The sequence below is a fragment of the Spirochaeta dissipatitropha genome, from assembly GCF_054657935.1.
This window is the reverse complement of the sequence record NZ_BAAHXT010000002.1, coordinates 18,550-36,510: the sequence shown is the minus strand read 5'-3', so window position 1 is coordinate 36,510 and position 17,961 is coordinate 18,550. Positions and strand designations below refer to the sequence as shown.

The window sequence follows — 17,961 nt, the reverse complement described above, 5'->3', positions numbered from 1 at the left end:
GGAGGTCTCTTTTATCGGATATCCCGACTGTTACCTATTACTTCAACCTGAACCAGATCCCTATCCTCAAGCAATGCTACAGCCGAACTGATAACAAGCTCCCCTGGATGTAGACCGCTGCGTACGGCAGCCCTGGGGCCGCGACGACCAGCAAGTTCAACTTCACGCTCATAGGCACGCCCATCGAGCTCTACAAAGACCACTGTTCTTCCACGTCGACTGGTGATTGAACCGGCAGGAACAATCAACTGTTCTACAGATTCAGAGCCAAAAATGCTGGCAGTACCGCTCACTCCACTTCGTCCTGATACTCCTTCAGGCAATTCCCATTCAATAATTACCGGAAAACTACCGGTTGCAGGATCTGAACCCGCGCCAACGCTCTGCACCTGACCTCTAAAAATTTCAGCACCCAATGCAGGAACAAGAATATCAACTGGATTTCCAGGCTGAACCCGACTTACCACCTGCTCCCCAACACCGACCCTCATACGCAGTCGGCTGGTATCCACTACTCGGGCTACCCTACTACCAATAGCCAGTGGATTTCCTGGAGAAATTTCTGATGGTTTATCTGCAATCAGTCCGCTGATGGCCGCTCGAACTGTTCTGTTTTCAAGCTGCCTGCGGGCCTGTTCGAGAGCGCTCTCTGCTCCGGCAGCTGCAGCCTGTGCCTGGCTGAGTTCTGCCTGACTTGCATTTCCCCGATCAAAACTGCGCTGTACAGTGGATAGATCAATTTTAGCCGCATTGTATTGTTCACTGGCCTGACGGAAACTAGCCGCTTCAACACGATCATCAAAGCGAACGAGGGGGTCTCCTTCAGTAACTGAGGATCCAAGATCAAACATAACCTCACGGATTATTCCCTGGGACTCACTGCTGATTACTGCTTCGCGGATACCGGAAACAGTCCCGGACACTGGAATTGCATCCGATAAACTTCCAGTCAGTATTTCATAAGCCTGAACCGCTCGAGATAAAGTTGCTTGTGCAGATCTGCTGGAATCTTGATCGTCGATCTCACCGGATGTATCCAGAGCATCAAGCGCATCCACATTGCAGGAACTCAGGAGAAGAACCGAAGCTAACAAAGCCGTGGTCATGAAAGAGATAACAAACCCCGGAGAACTATATAATCTTTTATGTATACTGATCATTTGCTCAAGATACGCATTTTTATTTTAACCGACCACAAAGTGCCAGACAATTCAGAAAATCCACACAGAATGGAAATTTAAATGGATTTCAATTCCAAAAAGATTTACACTCTATAGTATGTCTGATCCCCTACGGCCTATTTTCCATTCACTCAGAATAGTTGCCATATATGCCAGCCTGGGTAGCCTCTGGATCCTGCTCTCGGATCGATTGGCATGGACGCTCTTCGGCAACACTTCATACTATACCTACGTGCAGACCGGGAAGGGCTGGTTTTATGTTGCAGTAACCGCTGTGCTCATCTACAGCCTCGTCAAGCGATCCATGCAGATCCAGGAAAATGCAATTGCAGCATCCAGCAGCGATGCTCGGGAGAAGACCATTCTGCTGGAAGAACTGCACCATCGTGTCAATAACAGCATTCAGTTGCTCATGAGTATTACAGCGATTCAGATGGAGGACTATACCGACTCTCCTCGTGCAGTTCAGGCTCTTGAGGAGATGTCCCTCCGCCTGGACTCGATTGGCATGGTCCACGAAGAAATGTATCAGAGCGGCAACTTCAGTGCAGTTAATATGCAGGGACATTTCCAGAATCTCATGAATGAAATGACAATCAAAAGCCGGGAGTATGGAACATCTATTGTCTGGATGACCGAAGGTGATGAGCTGCTGCTGAGTGTAGACAAAGCCATTCCCCTGGCGATGTTGATCAACGAGTTCTGTACTGCTGCCATGACCCATGAACCGGAACCAGACACCGTCAGCATCCAATATGAGCAGATGCGATCCGGTTATGTACAGATTAATCTGCTATGTACGAATTCGATGAAATCCATCCTCGGAACAGAAGATGAGCCGAATCTTCACGGTATTTTCATTGATGCTCTGATTGATCAGCTCCATGCTGAAATAATTACAGATAAGTCAGGCAGTAAATCAGTACAGAACAGTGGAGAGAATAATTTCAGGCTCGGTATCGGCTTCAGCGCATAGGCAGAAGCCATCTTTCAGGTTACAACAAGGTATGGACAGCTCACAGGATTTTTTTGCTTCCTGCATTCCAGGCACAGAACCCGTGCTGGAACAGGAACTTCGCGAACTTGGAATAGAAAACGGGACTCAGCAGCATGGAGGCATGAGCTGGCAGGGGAGCAGGACAGCAGCAGAAACAATAGCCGGAAAACTGCAGACCGCGAGCGGACTGTTTATAAAGATCGGCAGCTTTAAAGTAAGTGCTTTGCCGGAGTTGCTTAAAAAGACATCAAAACTTCCCTGGCCTGAATACCTTTCAGGGGAAGAAGAAATCGAGATCCGTGTCAGCTGCTTCCGCTCGAAAATCTACCACTCTACTGCCGCAGCAGAACGGATTAAATCCGGGCTGGAACAATGCCTGGGAAAATTACCAGAAAAAAGCTCACATGATGCAGAAAAACAGGAGCAGCACTCCGTTCCCAGGCGCAGGATAAGCGCTAAAATCGAACATAATCTCTGCAGTTTAAATATAAGCATAGGTCAGCCTGATCTTCATAAACACGGCTACCGCCTGGAAACCGCCAAAGCTCCGTTACGCGAAGATCTTGCGGCAGGCGTATTGTACGCCTGCAGGTGGTCGGCGGATCTACCCCTGGTCGATCCATTCTGCGGTTCAGGGACAATTCCGATCGAGGCAGCACGACTGGCCCGCAGACGGGGTGAAAACCCTGCGATTTACGGCTGCGACCGTGATGCCGGCGCAATAAGCATGAGTCGAAACAATGCCGAACGCGCAGGAGAAATAGAGTCTATACTGTTCTCATGCCAGTCAGTCAGCGATCTCAGGAACAGCTTCGACAAATCCGGCTTGATACTCAGTAATCCACCTTATGGAAAAAGGGTGAACAGCAGCCGCGATCTACGGAATCTCTATGCGCGTTTCGGAGATGTTCTTCGCAGTGAATTCCCCGGATGGAAGATAGGCATCCTGTGTACCGCAGGTACTGAGGGTGACATACTGCTTGGACAGATGCACCTCAACTTTCAGAGTATTGCAGCCTTCTCAAACGGTGGACTACCGGTGAGCCTGCGCACAGCAAAAATACCCAACCCATAAACCGATATTTCAATTGACAATACACATATTTTACTAAAATTCAATGAATTCAATAGATTCCTGCGCTACAGTTAGGCGCATGAAGAAAAAGAAACACACATCCGCATTTAAGCGGCTCAGGCCGGCAGGGCTGTATATACTTGCCCTGGCACTGATCCTGTTTGCCGCTTCCTGTGCAACAGGCACAGAAACTGAAACAGAAACCGCAGCAGAAACCCTGATCGGCCGGGAGAAAAGCAGTCCGGCTATTGAAAACAATCCCGCCTTGCTCAGCGGCAGACTCGAAAACGGACTGGATTATTACATCCTTCCGAACGCCGAACCCTCAAACAGGGTTTTTCTGAGACTGGTAGTAAACGTCGGCTCGATTATGGAGACACCGGAACAGCTCGGCCTTGCTCACTTTGTTGAACACGCCGCCTTTCTCGGAACTGAAGACTTCAGTGAAAGTGAAATCGTCGGATATCTGGAATCACTGGGCATGCGCTTCGGCCCCGATATTAATGCCTACACCAGCTTCGATGAAACAGTGTATATGCTCCAGGTTCCTGCCGATGATCCGGAAAAGATCGAACGGGGACTTCACATCCTCCAGCAGTGGGCACATGCAGTAAGCTTCCCTGAGGAAAGAATAATCCGTGAACGCGGTGTCATACAGGAAGAATGGCGCTACGGGCAGGGAGCTCAACAGCGGCTCCGCGATGCTCATTTTCCTGTAATTTTCAAGGACTCATTGTACGCCGAGCGTCTTCCAATTGGTGACCCGGCAATTTTTATGGAAGCAGGACCAGCAGAGCTACGGGAATTTTATAAAACATGGTACCGGCCGGATCTCATGGCAGTTGTTGCTGTGGGTGAATTCGATCCGGAAGAAATGGAATCCCGGATCAACAGTATCTTTTCCACGATTCCCGGAAATCCTGACACTCAACCCAGACCGGTTCCGGAGGTTCCTGTCCACAGTGGCACCCTGATCAGCACTGCGTCAGATCCTGAACTGACCTACAGCAGCATTACCATATACAACCGCATGCCCTCACTTACACTGAGCCATGAAGAAGACTACCGTAGCAGCTGGACCCATGACCTGTTTGCAGTTGCTCTCTCGCGCAGAATTGAAGAAAAGGAAATGAACCCGGATTTCCCGATGCTGGCTGCAGGTGCAGGATTCAGTGAGCTGGTTCGTATCCGTGATGCAGCCTTTCTCTACGGAATATCTGAAACAGAGCTCCTTATTCCAGCTCTCGAGGAACTGATACTCATGATTCTGGAAATTCAGCAGCATGGCTTCACTGAGAGTGAAATCGAAAGTTCCAGAAGGCAGCTGTTGCGCTCATATCAGGATGCCTACAATGAGCAGGATTTCATTCCATCCAGCTACTTCGCAGGGCAACTGAGCCAGTCCTACCTCTCAGGAGGACCAGCCCCGGGAATAGTCCAGGAATGGGAGCTTGCATCAAGAATTATACCGGATATAAGCAGCACTGAAGTAAGCCAGGCAGCGGATGCCTATCTTCAGGCAGACGATCAGGTTATCACTATAAGTGTTCCGGAGTACTACGAGGCTTACCTGCCGTCAAACGATGAGATTGCCGATTTCATTGCAGAGATCAGATCCAGACACATAGAAGCAAGCGAGAGATCCGATCGAAGCGGCGGGGGACTCATGGAAGAACTTCCTGCCTCCGGCAGTATTATCAGCCGGGACTATATCGAAGATATTAATCTGCATGAATGGCAGCTGTCCAATAACATGAAAGTGTATCTCCTGCCTACGGATTTCCGAAGCGATGAAATCCTGCTTTTCAGCTATGCCTTCGGCGGTCATTCACTGGTAGAAGATGATCAATTCCATGCCTCGAATCTGGCAGCTTCTACAGCCTGGATATCCGGGCTGGCTGATTTCCCCCGAGCTGAACTGAACACATTACTGGCAGGTCATTCCGTCGATCTCTCTTCATACATCGATTTTTACGATCACGGATTCTACGGCGAAAGCTCACGGGACGATGCCGAAATTATGTTTCAGCTGGCCCACCTCTACAGCAGCAGCCCACGCCTTGAGAATGAAGGATTCAGCTTCCTCATGCGCCACATACAGACCAGCCTTCAGGCCCGGAGATCAGATCCGGATGCAGTCTTCGCAGACCGCCTGCAGGATATCTCAGCAGCCGGAAATATCCGCTACAGAAGTCTCAGAGAAAATGATCTTGAAGATGTAAGCATTGAAGGTGTCCGGGACAGCTATGTAAGCAGATTCAGCGATCTGGGCGGCAGCGTGTTCTTCCTCGTCGGTGCCTTTGAGCCGGATGATATGGCAGAGCTTGTGGAAACATACATAGCCAGCCTTCCGGGCAGCGATGCAGCATCCGAGCGAATCCCGAGAGCCAGGAAAGTCAGTCAAGGAATAATTGAAGAAGAAATAGCACATGGCCAGGCGGACTCAAGCAGAGCAGCAGTAGTCTACCATGGCTCATACGACGCCAGTTTAAAAAACGACTATCTCATTGCCGCCCTGGCCGACACTCTCCGAATCCGTCTCAGAGAGGTTCTCAGAGAGGATGAAGGAGGCACCTACGGTGTCAGCATCAGCCATGGTAGTGAGTCTTTTCCGACCGGCACCTACCGTATACAGATTGATTTCAACACCTCGCCTTCACGTGTGACTGAGCTGACCGCCCGAATACACGAAGAGACCGAACGGCTCGGGACTGAGGGACCAGACGAAAGTCTCCTGCAACGCGTTCGGGAGATCCATCTGAGAGACCATGAATCAAATCTTGAGTCAAACGACTGGTGGCTGTGGGAGCTTTACCGCTATCACATAAACGGCAATGAGCTCACAGATATTCCGGTCCAGAAGGAATGGATCGATGAACTCAGCCTGGAACAACTGCAGGAAGCCGCCAATCAATACCTGCGGAATGATCAGTATATCCAGTTGATTATGCATCCGGCAGAATAGGCGGCAGAATATCCAGACCCATTAAGAAGCAAGGGCAGTCAGTGCAGGAAACAAGCCCTGTCCTGACTGCCCTTGTGCTTGCTATAGCTAACAATTGCTACTATGCTTCATAGGTATCGCAGGATACAGGAAATGTAATGAAGCAGTTTATCCAGAACCACCTGACCATTTTTGACCGCAGTGTGAGCTACCCGCGAACATACCGCGAAGAACTCAATTACCAGGCCAGCAGGATTATTTTCCTCTGCGGACTGATTTGTATATTTGCCTGGATTCCCTACATTTCTTTTGATGCAGTACTAAATCCCGATATCCAGGCGATGTACTTTCTGCGGATCGGCTTGAGCCTGGCAGGTTTCTTAACCCTCATCCTCAGCCTGGTCCCTGCAATACGTGCCGAATATTCCCTGCACATCCTGATCGTACTCGGAACATATCTCCTGATCGCAACCGGCATCATAACCGGACTTTCCGGCGGTAATGCTGCCTACATCGGTGGCTTTCTTTTTATTCTCATGCTGATCCCCCTGGTTCCACTACCCAAAAAGGCAGCCTGGATCATACTCGCCGCAGCGGTATCAGCATTTTTCATGACCGGATTAATACTGGGGGTTAATTTCCGGACACCAATGGAACGCTACAGCCTGAACGACCTTTTAACAACAACGCTTATCTGCGGTATTTTTATCTATGTAACAGATAGAATCCGCTACCGGAACTGGAGTGCTTCGTTGAAAGTTCAGGATCAGAACGAGGAAATTGCCCATATCCACGGCAAAACGATCGAAAGCATTACCTATACCAAGCGCATCCAGGAGAGCTTTCTCCCGCCATGCTCCAGAATCAACCGTCATTTCGGAGACTTTCTGGTGATCTGGCAACCCAAGGATATCGTTGGCGGTGATATCTACTACCTGAATGTCTATGGAGGCAAAACCTATCTCTGCCTGTTGGACTGTACCGGCCATGGTGTTCCAGGCGCATTTCTGACCACCGTAACCCTGGCTATTCTCGAGCAGATACTGTCGGAACAGCCAGGCATTGCAGTCGGAGAGGTATTTTCCCGCCTGAATACGCGCCTCCAGCAGCGCTTGCACGAAGATGCAAGAGATCATAAATCCAGCGATGGCGCAGATGGGGTGTTACTATGCTTCGATCCCGCACGCCCGGGTGGCTTCAGCTATGCCGGAGCGAATATCGGAATTTACTACCCCGAACATGGCAAATACCACATCGTAAAAGGTGACAAGCACAGCCTCGGCTGCAAACGGACCCACCGCGACACGGTTTTCAGTGAGCACTGGATCAAGCAGGAAGCTGGCCAGCGCTACTTTCTGGCGACTGATGGATACCGCGACCAGAGCGGCGGACAGCATGGATACTCACTCGGCAGGCGCCGCTTTATGGAAATTCTCAACCTGACCATTGGAATGAGCAGTGAAAATGCCCGCGAGCTGCTTGAAACCAGCCTGAAAGAGTACCAGGGCAGCTTCAGCCAAAGGGATGACATTACAATTCTCGGCTTCATATAAATCCTGGGGAGCTTGCCTCCCGGCTGATCCATGAGTATTCTCAAGGCATGAAGAAGAAGGATGTACTGGGACAGTTTCCGCTCAGTGAAGAAGAATTTGCCGCACTCGGTCTGACATGGGACGATCTCAAGGCAATTGAACGAGACTACGAGAAGCTCCAGCCCACCATGGATTCAGTCGGCCGCTTTGTAATCGACCAGATGATTGGAAGTCCGGCCATCCACTCCCTGAATTACCGCCTGAAGGATCCTGCGCATCTGGTAAAAAAAATAATCCGCAAACGCATTGAAAATCCGGAGCGCATAATCGAGCTCGGGAACTACCGCCAGCAGATCACCGACCTGATCGGCATCCGCGCCCTGCATCTGTTCAAGGAAGACTGGCAGGGAATACATCGCTACATCTGCGAGAACTGGGACCTGGCAGAAACCCCGAAAGCCTATGTCCGCTATGGCGATTCGCAGCGTATAATCGATTATTACAAAAAAAACGACTGCAGCGTTCAGGAGCACAAACATGGCTACCGCTCCGTGCATTATCTGCTGCAGCTGCGGCCGAAAAATGAGGACGTGCTGGTAGAAGTCCAGGTCAGAACACTCTTTGAAGAGGCCTGGGGAGAGATCGACCATCGTGTCCGCTACCCGCATGAACAGGACAATGAACTGCTTGTGCGCCTGTCTTCAATCCTGAACCGCCTGACCGGCGATGCCGACGAACTGGCATCCTACATGCGCTACTTCACCATTCGGGACAAACGTCGGATGAGGGAACATCAGCGTCAACTGGATGACAAGAACCGGACAATCGAGCGGCTCAAGGAACAAATCAATTCGCTGGAAATCGACAAGCAGTCAAAACAGGCAATCAGCAGAAATCTGGACGACCTGGCCCAACCCGATGAAGAAAATGAACAGATAGACAGTGAGTTCCCCTGGCTTAACTCGTTCCTCGAGAGCAATCTCTTTCAGGGAATACAGAACAGCCTGAAGGATTATATGAATTCAGACTCATTCCAGCCCCTGGAAGTTGATCCCGATGAGCTTAAAATGCTGCAGGAAACCCAGAAGGAACTCATGCGAGCGATCGGAGCCGATCCGGCAAAATTGACCCGCCTCATGCAGCAGGCCCCCAATCCCCAGTTCCTGATTGAAGCCATGAAGGAAGAAGAACAGGACCCCGGCAGCCAGGATTAAACAGGGATCATTCGATTTAATTGTACAAAAGAGTACAAATGCCTTACACTTTTAGTATGGAACAGGAACGCAGAAAAGTACCGCGCTACGAGCTAAACCAGCTTGTTGAGCTCGACTATGGCCGGGAAAATTTCATAAACGGCGAAGGTCTGGATATAAGCGCCCGCGGCATCGGCTGCAAGGTCTATGAATGCGTAGAGCTCTACAGCCGGTTGTACTTCATGCTTCAACTCGACCCCGACGCCCCGGAACCCGAGATACGCGGTGAAGGCATTCTCATCCGCTGTGACCCCACTACCGATGGCGACTTTGAAGTCGGCATTGAATTTACCGATGTCCCCGAATATATGCTCAAGAAAATTTCGACCTTCCTCGAAGATCCAGGGGAATCATAATGAACCCGCGGGCCTACCCGCGGCTGATTTGTGACTCTCAATTGTTATGACCCACGCCCCGCACTGCCTCCGCAGTGCACCATGTCGAACCAGCCATCCATATTCTCATCGCTCGCACATGATTAATCGTCGGAAGGGGTTTCTGATGCGTAATTGCCTCCTGTTGTGGAAATATATATCTTGTTGAAATGAACATGAAAATTACCAGCCTGCTGCTGATCTGCGTCCTCCTCGCTCCTGGCATTCCTTTATCCGCTACTGAGCATCACCGGATACCCGATACAGAAGTACGAAGCATCAGCGGTCGCCGCGGTCGTCTCAAAGACTTTATCGACAAAGATAAAATCAGTTTAATCGCCCTGACAGCAGGCCAGACCCAGGAAAACGGTGAGGAGCAGCTGGCGGCATTAGTCAGCACTCACCTCCAGCTTCTGTCTGAACACCCCGAAATTGAGAACACCCGCATACTACATCTGAATGTTATTGCTGGAGCCCCATTTTTTGTTCATGGATTAATCCGAAGAGGACTGGCGGATTCCTACAGCAGCCCCATCCGTACTGAAGACGTATTTGTTGCCTTCGTTTCTGATGCAGGTCAAATTCTTGATTCTTTCGGCATTACCCCGGACCCCTGGGGCACATGGATTGCTGTAACAAATGACGGCAACGTGGTCTGGAGCATCAAAGATACAGGAAGCGATACAGCAGAACGCATAGCCTCCTGGCTGCAGAAATAGAAGCCAAACTTGACAGTCAAACTAAAGCGACATAAAATGAACTTTGACGCCCATTAGAGGGCATAAAGGGACATATATGGCACATAAAATCGACTATGGAACTGCCAGTTGCGCTCAAATCGAGAAGGATATCTGTTCAAGACTTGAACAGATCCGCCTGGCAAGAAATATAACCCAGGCAGAGATCGCTCGCGAGGCAGGTGTTTCCCGCCGCACAATCGGACGAATGGAAAAAGGAGAAGGAACATCTCTGGACAGCTTCATCCGGGTCCTGACTGCACTCCGTCTCCAGCAAAATCTGACGCTGCTCCTGCCTGACCCGGACATCCGCCCAATTGAACTGATTTCAGATCGTGAAGGGCACCGCCGTAGGGCACGCTCCAAAACCGGGGACAAGGAAAGCAGAAAGTGGACATGGGGAGACGAAGAACATGGCTGACAATGCAAGGATACTTCTTTGGGGCAGCATGATTGGAGCCGTCTCATGGGTTCCGGAACGCGAAATCGGAGTCTTCCAGTATGCTCCGGAATTTATTGAAAGTGGTATACAGCCATCTCCAATAGAAATGCCCCTGCAGGAATTCCCCTACTCCTTTCCTGCTCTGCCCAAAAGCACGTTCAAGGGCCTACCCGGTATGCTGGCTGACTCATTACCAGACCGCTTCGGAAATGCGGTAATCGATTCCTGGCTGGCAGAACAGGGTCGGAGTTCTGCTGATTTTCATCCAGTGGAACGCCTCTGCTACATCGGAAAACGGGGAATGGGAGCACTAGAATTTGAACCGGCAATTCAGGGCCCCATGAGCGGAGACAGCCCGGTACATATCGCTGCACTTACAGATCTGGCAAATCATATACTGGCAGAGCGACGATCTCTTCATGGAGTCCTGAGAGATTACGATGACAATGCCACTGTACAAGCCATCCTTCAGGTCGGGACATCAGCCGGAGGAGCCAGAGCAAAGGCCGTACTTGCCTGGAACCCTGTGACCGGTGAATTCCGTTCAGGTCAGACAGGAAAACCAGACGGCTTCGAGGACTGGCTGCTGAAGTTTGACGGTGTGCATGAAAACAGGGATCGTGAGCTCAATGATCCTATGGGCTTCGGAAAAATCGAATTTGCATATTCACAGATGGCACGGGATGCAGGAATTGTTATGACAGATTGCCGGCTTTTCAACGAGGGAGGACGAAGTCACTTCATGACCAGGCGTTTTGACCGCGGTCCCGGCGGCAGCAAACTACACATGCAGTCACTCGGCTCAATGGCACATTTTGATTACGATCAACCAGGAGCGTATTCCTATGAACAGGCCCTGCAGATAATGCGGCGGATGCGACTGCCCCAGGAGGATCTGGAACAGCTCGTACTACGGGCATTTTTTAATGTTGCGGCCCGCAACCAGGACGACCATGTCAAGAACATCGCATTTCTCATGGATAAAGCCGGCAGCTGGCGTTTGTCCCCTGCGTACGATATTACTTTTGCCTGTAATCCTCATGGCCACTGGACCAATCAGCATCAAATGAGTATCCACGGAAAGCGCGGTGATTTCACGCTGCAGGATCTACGGGCCCTCGCAAGCACAGCCGGACTGAAACCCGGAAAAACCGCTGCCATGATCGATCGTGTGCTGGCCGTTATCCGCACATGGCCGGAATATGCCCATGAGGCAGGCGTAGCTGAAGACCAGATGGATGCAATCGATCAGCTTCTTCTGAAGGAAATAAGGCCATAGCAGATATCAATGCAGGAATAAAACATGTATACTATGCAAAAGAAATAATCGAAATAAATCCTGGAGTACACGAATAATGAACAGTAATGAAAAAAATACGAATGAAGACAGTTTTGAAGCACTTTTTGAAAAGAGCATGTCGCAGATGAATACCTTCCAGCCCGGCCAACGCATTGAAACTACAGTTGTTTCTATTTCAAATGATTGTGTATTCATAGAACTCGGCGGGAAAAGTGAAGGACAGATCGATTTGTCGGAGTACACCGACGCCAATGGCGAGACTACTGTCAAGGTCGGCGATACGATTGCTGTTTTTTTCCTCTCCAATAACCATGGTGACATGCTGTTTACCAGCAGAATCAGTGGTGAGAAAGCCGTCGGGGCAGTTCTGGAAAACGCTTTTTCAGGCGGAATTCCGGTGGAAGGCGTAGTACAAAAGGAAATCAAGGGAGGTTTCGAGGTATTAATCGGGGAAACCCGGGCCTTCTGCCCCTTCTCACAGATCGGTCTCAGACGAATCGAGAATCCCGAAAGCTATGTCGGACAGCATCTCAGCTTCAAGATACTTGAATACAGTGCTAATGGCCGTAATGTGCTTGTGTCCAACAGGGCAATCCTGGAGGAGGAACAGGCAGAACTGATCAGCGAGCTGAAGAAAACCCTGAAGAAGGGACAGACCGTTACCGGCAGCGTAGTAAAAATCCAGGATTTCGGTGCCTTTGTAGATGTACAGGGTGTGCAGGCACTTCTGCCGATTTCAGAGATCAGCAGAAGCCGGATCAGTGACATCAACAGTGTCCTGTCAGTGGGGCAGGAAATTACAGCCTCCATAATCGATCTGGATTGGGAGCGTGAACGCATCAGCCTGAGCATGAAGGCATTGCTGGCAGATCCCTGGGATCAGGTAAAGGAAAAATATCCGATTGATTCAAAACATACCGGGACGGTTGTTCGGGTAACCAATTTCGGAGCCTTTGTAAGCCTTGAGCCCGGGCTGGATGGTCTGCTGCATATTTCGGAATTCAATGCAGACGACCGAGAATCCACTTCGGGAGCTATGCCGAAGACAGGACAGAAAATCTCGGTTCAGATCAACAGCATCGACACGGAGCAGAAGCGGATTTCATTACGCCAGATATCAAGTAATCAGGTAGATGATGAGACAAAACGGTTTTTTGAACCCGATACGGAAACCTATAATCCCTTTGCAAATCTGTTGAAAAACAAGGAAAAGAAATAAGTCATTTCTGCCGCTGGTAGTACCAGATGACCAGCTGGGTGCGTCCCCGGAGTTTGAGCTTCTCAAGCAGGCTTGAGACGTAGTTGCGCACTGTTCCTTCACCAAGGCAGAGCCTGTCGGCAATCTCCCGGTTGCTTGATCCCTGAGCAATAAAGTACAGAACTTCCTGTTCACGGGCTGTAATACCAGCCGACAGCGCACTGCTGCTGATATCTGCAGTCTTTTCGGGGGGATTGCTCAGACTTCTGGCAACCGAGGGCTCAAGTACAACATTACCGGCGAGCACCGAGCGTATCCCATCTATCATAACCTTCCTTGACTGATGTTTCAACAGATAGCCGTCGGCGCCAGCCTGCATTGCCTTGCGGATAAAATCATCATCATGAAATGTTGTCAGAATAAGCACCTTCAGTTCCGTGAATTCCTGCTTTGCTTCACGACAGCAGTCAATTCCGTTCATTTCGGGCATACGGATATCCAGCAATGCAAGTTCAGGTTGCAAACGGCGTATCTGTGTGAGAGCCTGCCTGCCATCACCCACTGAGGATACGACCCTCAAATCGGTCTGCTGCTCGATCAGTACCTTTAATCCATCACGGACCAGGGCATCATCATCTGCCAGGAGGATAGTACGCTGATTCATGATTTCCCTCCATTTTCCTGATTTTCCTGTATGCCTGATCTTGAAACCAGACATACACATACAAAGCCTGGTGTTTTACTGCTGTAGGATCTGGCAGGACCAAAGCTGCAGCTGCCGCCAATTGCCTGACTGCGACGCTTTATGCCTTCCAGTCCCATTCCTCCACGCCGGTTGCTACCGGAATTCCAGTCCATTCCGATTCCATTGTCCCGGTATTCCAGACGATAGAAGCGCGAGGTATGAGTAATTGTAATCTGCACCTCAGTGGCCTGAGAATGCCGCATTGTATTAGTCAGCAGCTCACGTAGATTGTCGCAGAAAACCGAAAGCACCGCACCTGGAATTTTTTCCGGATCACCTTCGAAATGCAGGCCTGCTGAACAGAAATCGAACTCCGTAACCAGCTGCCTCAGCAGCGTAAGATCAGGAACCTCACGGGGCTGCAGATCCTGTATTGTTGAACGGATTGCAGCAAGTCCTGACTCAACAGCCTCGGTTGCCCTTTGCAGAGATTCCCGGGCAGCAGAAACATCCTGCAGCAACTGGGAATCGGCTGCCCTGAGCTGCCATAGTGCTCCGGTCAGTCCATGTCCGAGCGCATCGTGAATCCTCCGGGCTATACGATTCCGCTCTGCCAACTCAATTCTGGATGCCAGAGCCAACTGTGATTGCTCCAGTTCAAGCCGCTGTTGACTACTTTCCTGCCGGATTCCTGAAATATCTCCCTGAAGACTGCGAACCTGCTTCAATGTATCTTCAAGAGACTGCAGAAAATACTCCATTCCGGCAAAGCACAGCGCCAGGACTGCAAAAACACCTTCTCTACCAATTGAAAATGACATATCGGCGAGAGACGGCAACAAGATTACCAGAAGAGCTGCGACGAGTCCAACTGCTGCGCGGTAGCCAGACTCCGAAGCCAGAGCCAGGGGGGCGATGAGGGCAAGAGCAGTCAGAACAGGGTCCAGTACGGCAATACTACAGGCAAAAACAGCAAGCAGCGCAGAGAAGTACTGACTCCGAAAAAAACGCCTTCTTGCTATTTCCAGCGCAGCCGCAAAAAGAATCAGGATCAGCCGCTGCGGAAGAAGCAGATCCTGTACAGCCAGAACTGCAAGCAATACAAGAAAGAAGACAGCAGCACTAATTCCCCGCACAAGCTTGATGTGCATCTGTGTCTGAGGTCTTGATTCTTCCATAATGCCTGCCTGCATCCGCAGTCTCCTCTGCTTCAGCCTACCCTGAGTATATAAGTCAGGGCAAGCTGATTGAGCACAGTTTAAGCCCGCATTTCTCTTCCACTTGTAAGCTGCTCACGCTTCCAGGTTCCAAGCAGGAAAAACACAGCGGCAAATGCCACCAGAATACCTATTGGCAGCAGAAAATCTGCAGTAGCACCCTGTTCCATTGCCGCTTTCACACCAAGACCAGCCCAGTAATTCGGTACCAGTAGCGCCGCCCTCTGCATAAAATCGGGCATTATATCTACCGGCAGAATACTCCCGCCGAGCACTGACATGGGGAATATGAAAATTGACCCAAGCACACCAAGTTGATTCATGTTTTTAGCTACACCAGCGATTGCAATCCCGAAGGAGATACCGGTCAAGGCAAACACTGCCATTACCACAAAACCGCGTACAGCGATCGCCGGCCCTATTTCCGGAAATACAAGTACGGATACCACAGATGAAGCAGCAACCTGCAGTAACTGAACACTCAGCAAGGCTGCCAGCAAGCCAGCCATATAGGCTCTCAAACCGCTAGGTGTAGCAGATGCCCGCATGATTGTCCCGCTGTGACGGTCACGAATGAGGTTCATGCCGCCATACAGACCCATGAGCAGCATGATCATACTGAACAGATTCATACCTGACTGATACCTCTCTGCTGCCCTGGAAGATACCCCTGAGCCATAGATGTCTGCCTGCTGCTCAATCGACCGCTCCGCGGGAAGCTCCGCCAGCAGTGACTCAACAAACTCCTGTTCGCTGGCTGGATTGATTGATCCGGACAGCATCAGCGCTGGCTGGATTATTCCGGATAACACTGCTCTCATATGCGCATCGTATTGCTGACTCTGTGCTGATCGGCCGGACAGAACCGGCATTTCAGCTCTCAGGAGCTTAGCCCCGAAATCCTCGTGTATATGCAGCACATAATCTGCTGCTCCCTGCCTGATTATTACGGCAGCCCTGTCTGTTTCAATCAACTCTATACGGTAGGTTTCAGACAGTTTGTCCAGAACCAGTTCTGCCAGGGGGCCGGAATCCTCTGCAATCACCGCTACTCTCGGCAGATTATCTGTCCCGATATAACCGTACATAAGCATAAGCAATGGAATTGCCAGTGTTGCTGCCATAATCAGTTTGTTCCGCAGTATTCGCCGCAGGTGAATAGTATATCCGTTCATGCCTGTCTCCTTCTTCCAATCAATATTGCTGTGCAGCCTGAAAGCACTGACATGCCCAGAAGAATCCCGATGCTCTGCATGGTAATACCTGGCTGTTCCCAATAGAGAAGATTAAACAATGCATTATGCCCGATGCGGTTCGGCGTTATGAGTTCAAGTATATAGGTGATCCGGTTCCGGGGAAGAATAATGAATCCTCCGGCGAACAGGGTCCAGGCGAGTATAATCAGATTCAGAATCATGCCCGAGACCTCTTCACTGCGAAACACTATTATACTCAAGGCACCAAAAGAGGTAGCAAAGACACTGATGGCAGCGCATACAGCCAGAACTGACCATATATTGTGAAACCACGGAACATTAAAGATAACACCGGTAGCCGCAATCTGTACAATTCCAAGCAGCCAAACGAAAAGCGCTGATCCAGCCACCTTGCCGAGATACTGTTCGAAACCAACAAGAGGTGCGGCACTTATACGCTGTCCGACAGTCTTCAGAAGATCCTCTGATAATCCATAACTTGCAAACATTGTTCCGAACAGCATTGTCATTACCAGCATAGTTACTGAATAGTATTCCATGGAACTGGCAGAACTACGGACATCATCCAGTTCCAGATCCAGAATGATAATATCTGTCTCCTGCTGTTGAGAGCTCTCTGCATCTACCTGCTGGTCAAACTGGGAACTCAGAGCGAGACCGAGAATCAGTATAAATACAAAAGGTTGCAGGGTTGACTGAAAAACCGACCCTTTGTCTCTCCAGTAACGCATAATCGTGTATGTAAATATGGTGAACGTCTTCATATTGTACCCTAATCCCTCAGACTACGCCCGGTCAGGGCGAGAAACACGCCTTCAAGACTCGGCTGCTCCAGCTGTATCGAGTGAAGCTCGGCACCACTGCTGTATATATGATCCACGATTCTGGATACACGCACTGCATTCCGCTGTATGCTTATACGCAGGATATTATCCTCATGCATACAGGAGATTACTCCCGGCATGGTACGAATTGTTTCCACAAGAGCTGTACTGATTCCCAGGGCCTCAACATTGAGCAGTTCATCCTCTGCAATCAGATTCTTGACTTCATCTTTGCTGCCTTCAGCAATAACCCTGCCATGATCGATTATGGCAAGGCGTGAGCATATAGACTCAACCTCTTCCATATAATGGCTGGTATACAGAACCGTAGCACCGCGGGCATTCAGTTCCCGGATCGAATCCAGGATGTGATTTCTGGATTGCGGATCGATGCCCACCGTAGGTTCATCAAGGATAATCAAATCAGGTTTGTGCACCAGGGCACAGGCTATGTTGAGACGCCGCTTCATACCGCCGGAATATTCCTTCGGACGCTGTTTACGTCGGTCCCAGAGACCGGTAAATTCCAGTGCGTCGCGGACCCCCCTCTTCAGCTCCTCCCCCTTGAGTCCGTACATCCGGGCAAAGAAAACAGTATTTTCATATGCACTCAAATCATCATAGATGGCAATATCCTGCGGAACCAGACCGATCCGCTGTTGAATTGCCCGGTGCGATTTTTTTCTGTCCATAGAGAATATGCTTATGTTGCCCTGATCGTAGCCATGCAATCCTGCCAGACATTTAATTGTACTGGTTTTTCCTGCTCCATTTGGCCCGAGCAAACCGAATATTTCACCCATGGGAATGGTAATATCTACATGATCTACCGCCGTAAAATCACCATAACGCTTTACAAGTTGTTGAATCTGAATCATTCAGAACCTCCTGAGCTGTATAGTACTTCAGCTATTTCATTACCAGCAGATGTCAAAGGTCACATTCGTACTATGACTTTTGTCATACAAAACTTGTACTACCATAA

General features: G+C 50.0%; 16 protein-coding genes. 10 read left to right on the top strand and 6 right to left on the bottom strand.

Going from position 1 to position 17,961, the window contains the following annotated elements:
* Positions 1-11: 11 nt before the first annotated feature.
* Positions 12-1,160, bottom strand: a complete 1,149-nt coding sequence (locus tag ACYQ2L_RS02110) for an efflux RND transporter periplasmic adaptor subunit (protein ID WP_460050550.1) — start codon at positions 1,158-1,160, stop codon at positions 12-14.
* A 118-nt stretch (positions 1,161-1,278) separates the two neighbouring features.
* Here ACYQ2L_RS02110 and ACYQ2L_RS02105 point away from each other — a divergent pair, with 118 nt between their 5' ends.
* The 10 genes from ACYQ2L_RS02105 (at position 1,279) to ACYQ2L_RS02060 (ending at position 13,054) form a co-directional block, all read left to right on the top strand.
* A complete protein-coding gene (locus tag ACYQ2L_RS02105) occupies positions 1,279-2,157 on the top strand; it encodes a sensor histidine kinase (protein WP_460050548.1) in 879 nt (292 codons plus the stop codon).
* Positions 2,158-2,188: 31 nt separating this feature from the next.
* Positions 2,189-3,253, top strand: a complete 1,065-nt coding sequence (locus ACYQ2L_RS02100; RefSeq protein WP_460050546.1) for a THUMP domain-containing class I SAM-dependent RNA methyltransferase — start codon at positions 2,189-2,191, stop codon at positions 3,251-3,253.
* Positions 3,254-3,332: 79 nt separating this feature from the next.
* The gene (locus ACYQ2L_RS02095; protein WP_460050544.1) at positions 3,333-6,218 is read left to right on the top strand and encodes a M16 family metallopeptidase; all 2,886 of its coding nucleotides are present in this window, start codon (positions 3,333-3,335) and stop codon (positions 6,216-6,218) included.
* Between the two features lie 137 nt (positions 6,219-6,355).
* Complete coding sequence (locus ACYQ2L_RS02090) at positions 6,356-7,750, top strand: SpoIIE family protein phosphatase (protein WP_460050542.1); 1,395 nt, start codon at positions 6,356-6,358, stop codon at positions 7,748-7,750.
* Between the two features lie 47 nt (positions 7,751-7,797).
* On the top strand, positions 7,798-8,943 hold the full coding sequence (locus ACYQ2L_RS02085; protein ID WP_460050540.1) for a RelA/SpoT domain-containing protein: 1,146 nt from the start codon (positions 7,798-7,800) through the stop codon (positions 8,941-8,943).
* Positions 8,944-8,999: 56 nt separating this feature from the next.
* Complete coding sequence (locus ACYQ2L_RS02080; protein WP_460050538.1) at positions 9,000-9,338, top strand: PilZ domain-containing protein; 339 nt, start codon at positions 9,000-9,002, stop codon at positions 9,336-9,338.
* 188 nt (positions 9,339-9,526) lie between these two features.
* Positions 9,527-10,075: a hypothetical protein gene (locus ACYQ2L_RS02075; protein ID WP_460050536.1), complete on the top strand. Its 549-nt coding sequence runs from the start codon at positions 9,527-9,529 to the stop codon at positions 10,073-10,075.
* Between the two features lie 76 nt (positions 10,076-10,151).
* Positions 10,152-10,514: a helix-turn-helix domain-containing protein gene (locus ACYQ2L_RS02070; protein ID WP_460050534.1), complete on the top strand. Its 363-nt coding sequence runs from the start codon at positions 10,152-10,154 to the stop codon at positions 10,512-10,514.
* Positions 10,507-11,814 carry a type II toxin-antitoxin system HipA family toxin gene (locus tag ACYQ2L_RS02065; protein WP_460050532.1) on the top strand — a complete coding sequence of 436 codons (1,308 nt, stop codon included), beginning with the start codon at positions 10,507-10,509 and terminating at the stop codon, positions 11,812-11,814. Before ACYQ2L_RS02070 ends, ACYQ2L_RS02065 begins: the two co-directional genes overlap by 8 nt.
* A gap of 76 nt (positions 11,815-11,890) precedes the next feature.
* Positions 11,891-13,054, top strand: a complete 1,164-nt coding sequence (locus ACYQ2L_RS02060; RefSeq protein ID WP_460050530.1) for a 30S ribosomal protein S1 — start codon at positions 11,891-11,893, stop codon at positions 13,052-13,054.
* Between the two features lies 1 nt (position 13,055).
* Here the strand turns inward: ACYQ2L_RS02060 and ACYQ2L_RS02055 are convergent, their stop codons facing one another.
* The 5 genes from ACYQ2L_RS02055 to ACYQ2L_RS02035 all read right to left on the bottom strand — a co-directional run bounded on the left by ACYQ2L_RS02055 (position 13,056) and on the right by ACYQ2L_RS02035 (position 17,854).
* On the bottom strand, positions 13,056-13,697 hold the full coding sequence (locus ACYQ2L_RS02055; protein WP_460050528.1) for a response regulator: 642 nt from the start codon (positions 13,695-13,697) through the stop codon (positions 13,056-13,058).
* On the bottom strand, positions 13,694-14,911 hold the full coding sequence (locus tag ACYQ2L_RS02050) for a sensor histidine kinase (RefSeq protein ID WP_460050526.1): 1,218 nt from the start codon (positions 14,909-14,911) through the stop codon (positions 13,694-13,696). Before ACYQ2L_RS02050 ends, ACYQ2L_RS02055 begins: the two co-directional genes overlap by 4 nt.
* Before the next feature lie 65 nt (positions 14,912-14,976).
* Positions 14,977-16,110, bottom strand: a complete 1,134-nt coding sequence (locus tag ACYQ2L_RS02045) for an ABC transporter permease (RefSeq protein WP_460050523.1) — start codon at positions 16,108-16,110, stop codon at positions 14,977-14,979.
* Positions 16,107-16,916 (bottom strand): ABC transporter permease, encoded by an 810-nt coding sequence (locus tag ACYQ2L_RS02040; RefSeq protein ID WP_460050521.1) that lies wholly within the window; start codon positions 16,914-16,916, stop codon positions 16,107-16,109. Before ACYQ2L_RS02040 ends, ACYQ2L_RS02045 begins: the two co-directional genes overlap by 4 nt.
* Before the next feature lie 8 nt (positions 16,917-16,924).
* A complete protein-coding gene (locus ACYQ2L_RS02035; protein WP_460050519.1) occupies positions 16,925-17,854 on the bottom strand; it encodes an ABC transporter ATP-binding protein in 930 nt (309 codons plus the stop codon).
* Positions 17,855-17,961: the final 107 nt, after the last annotated feature.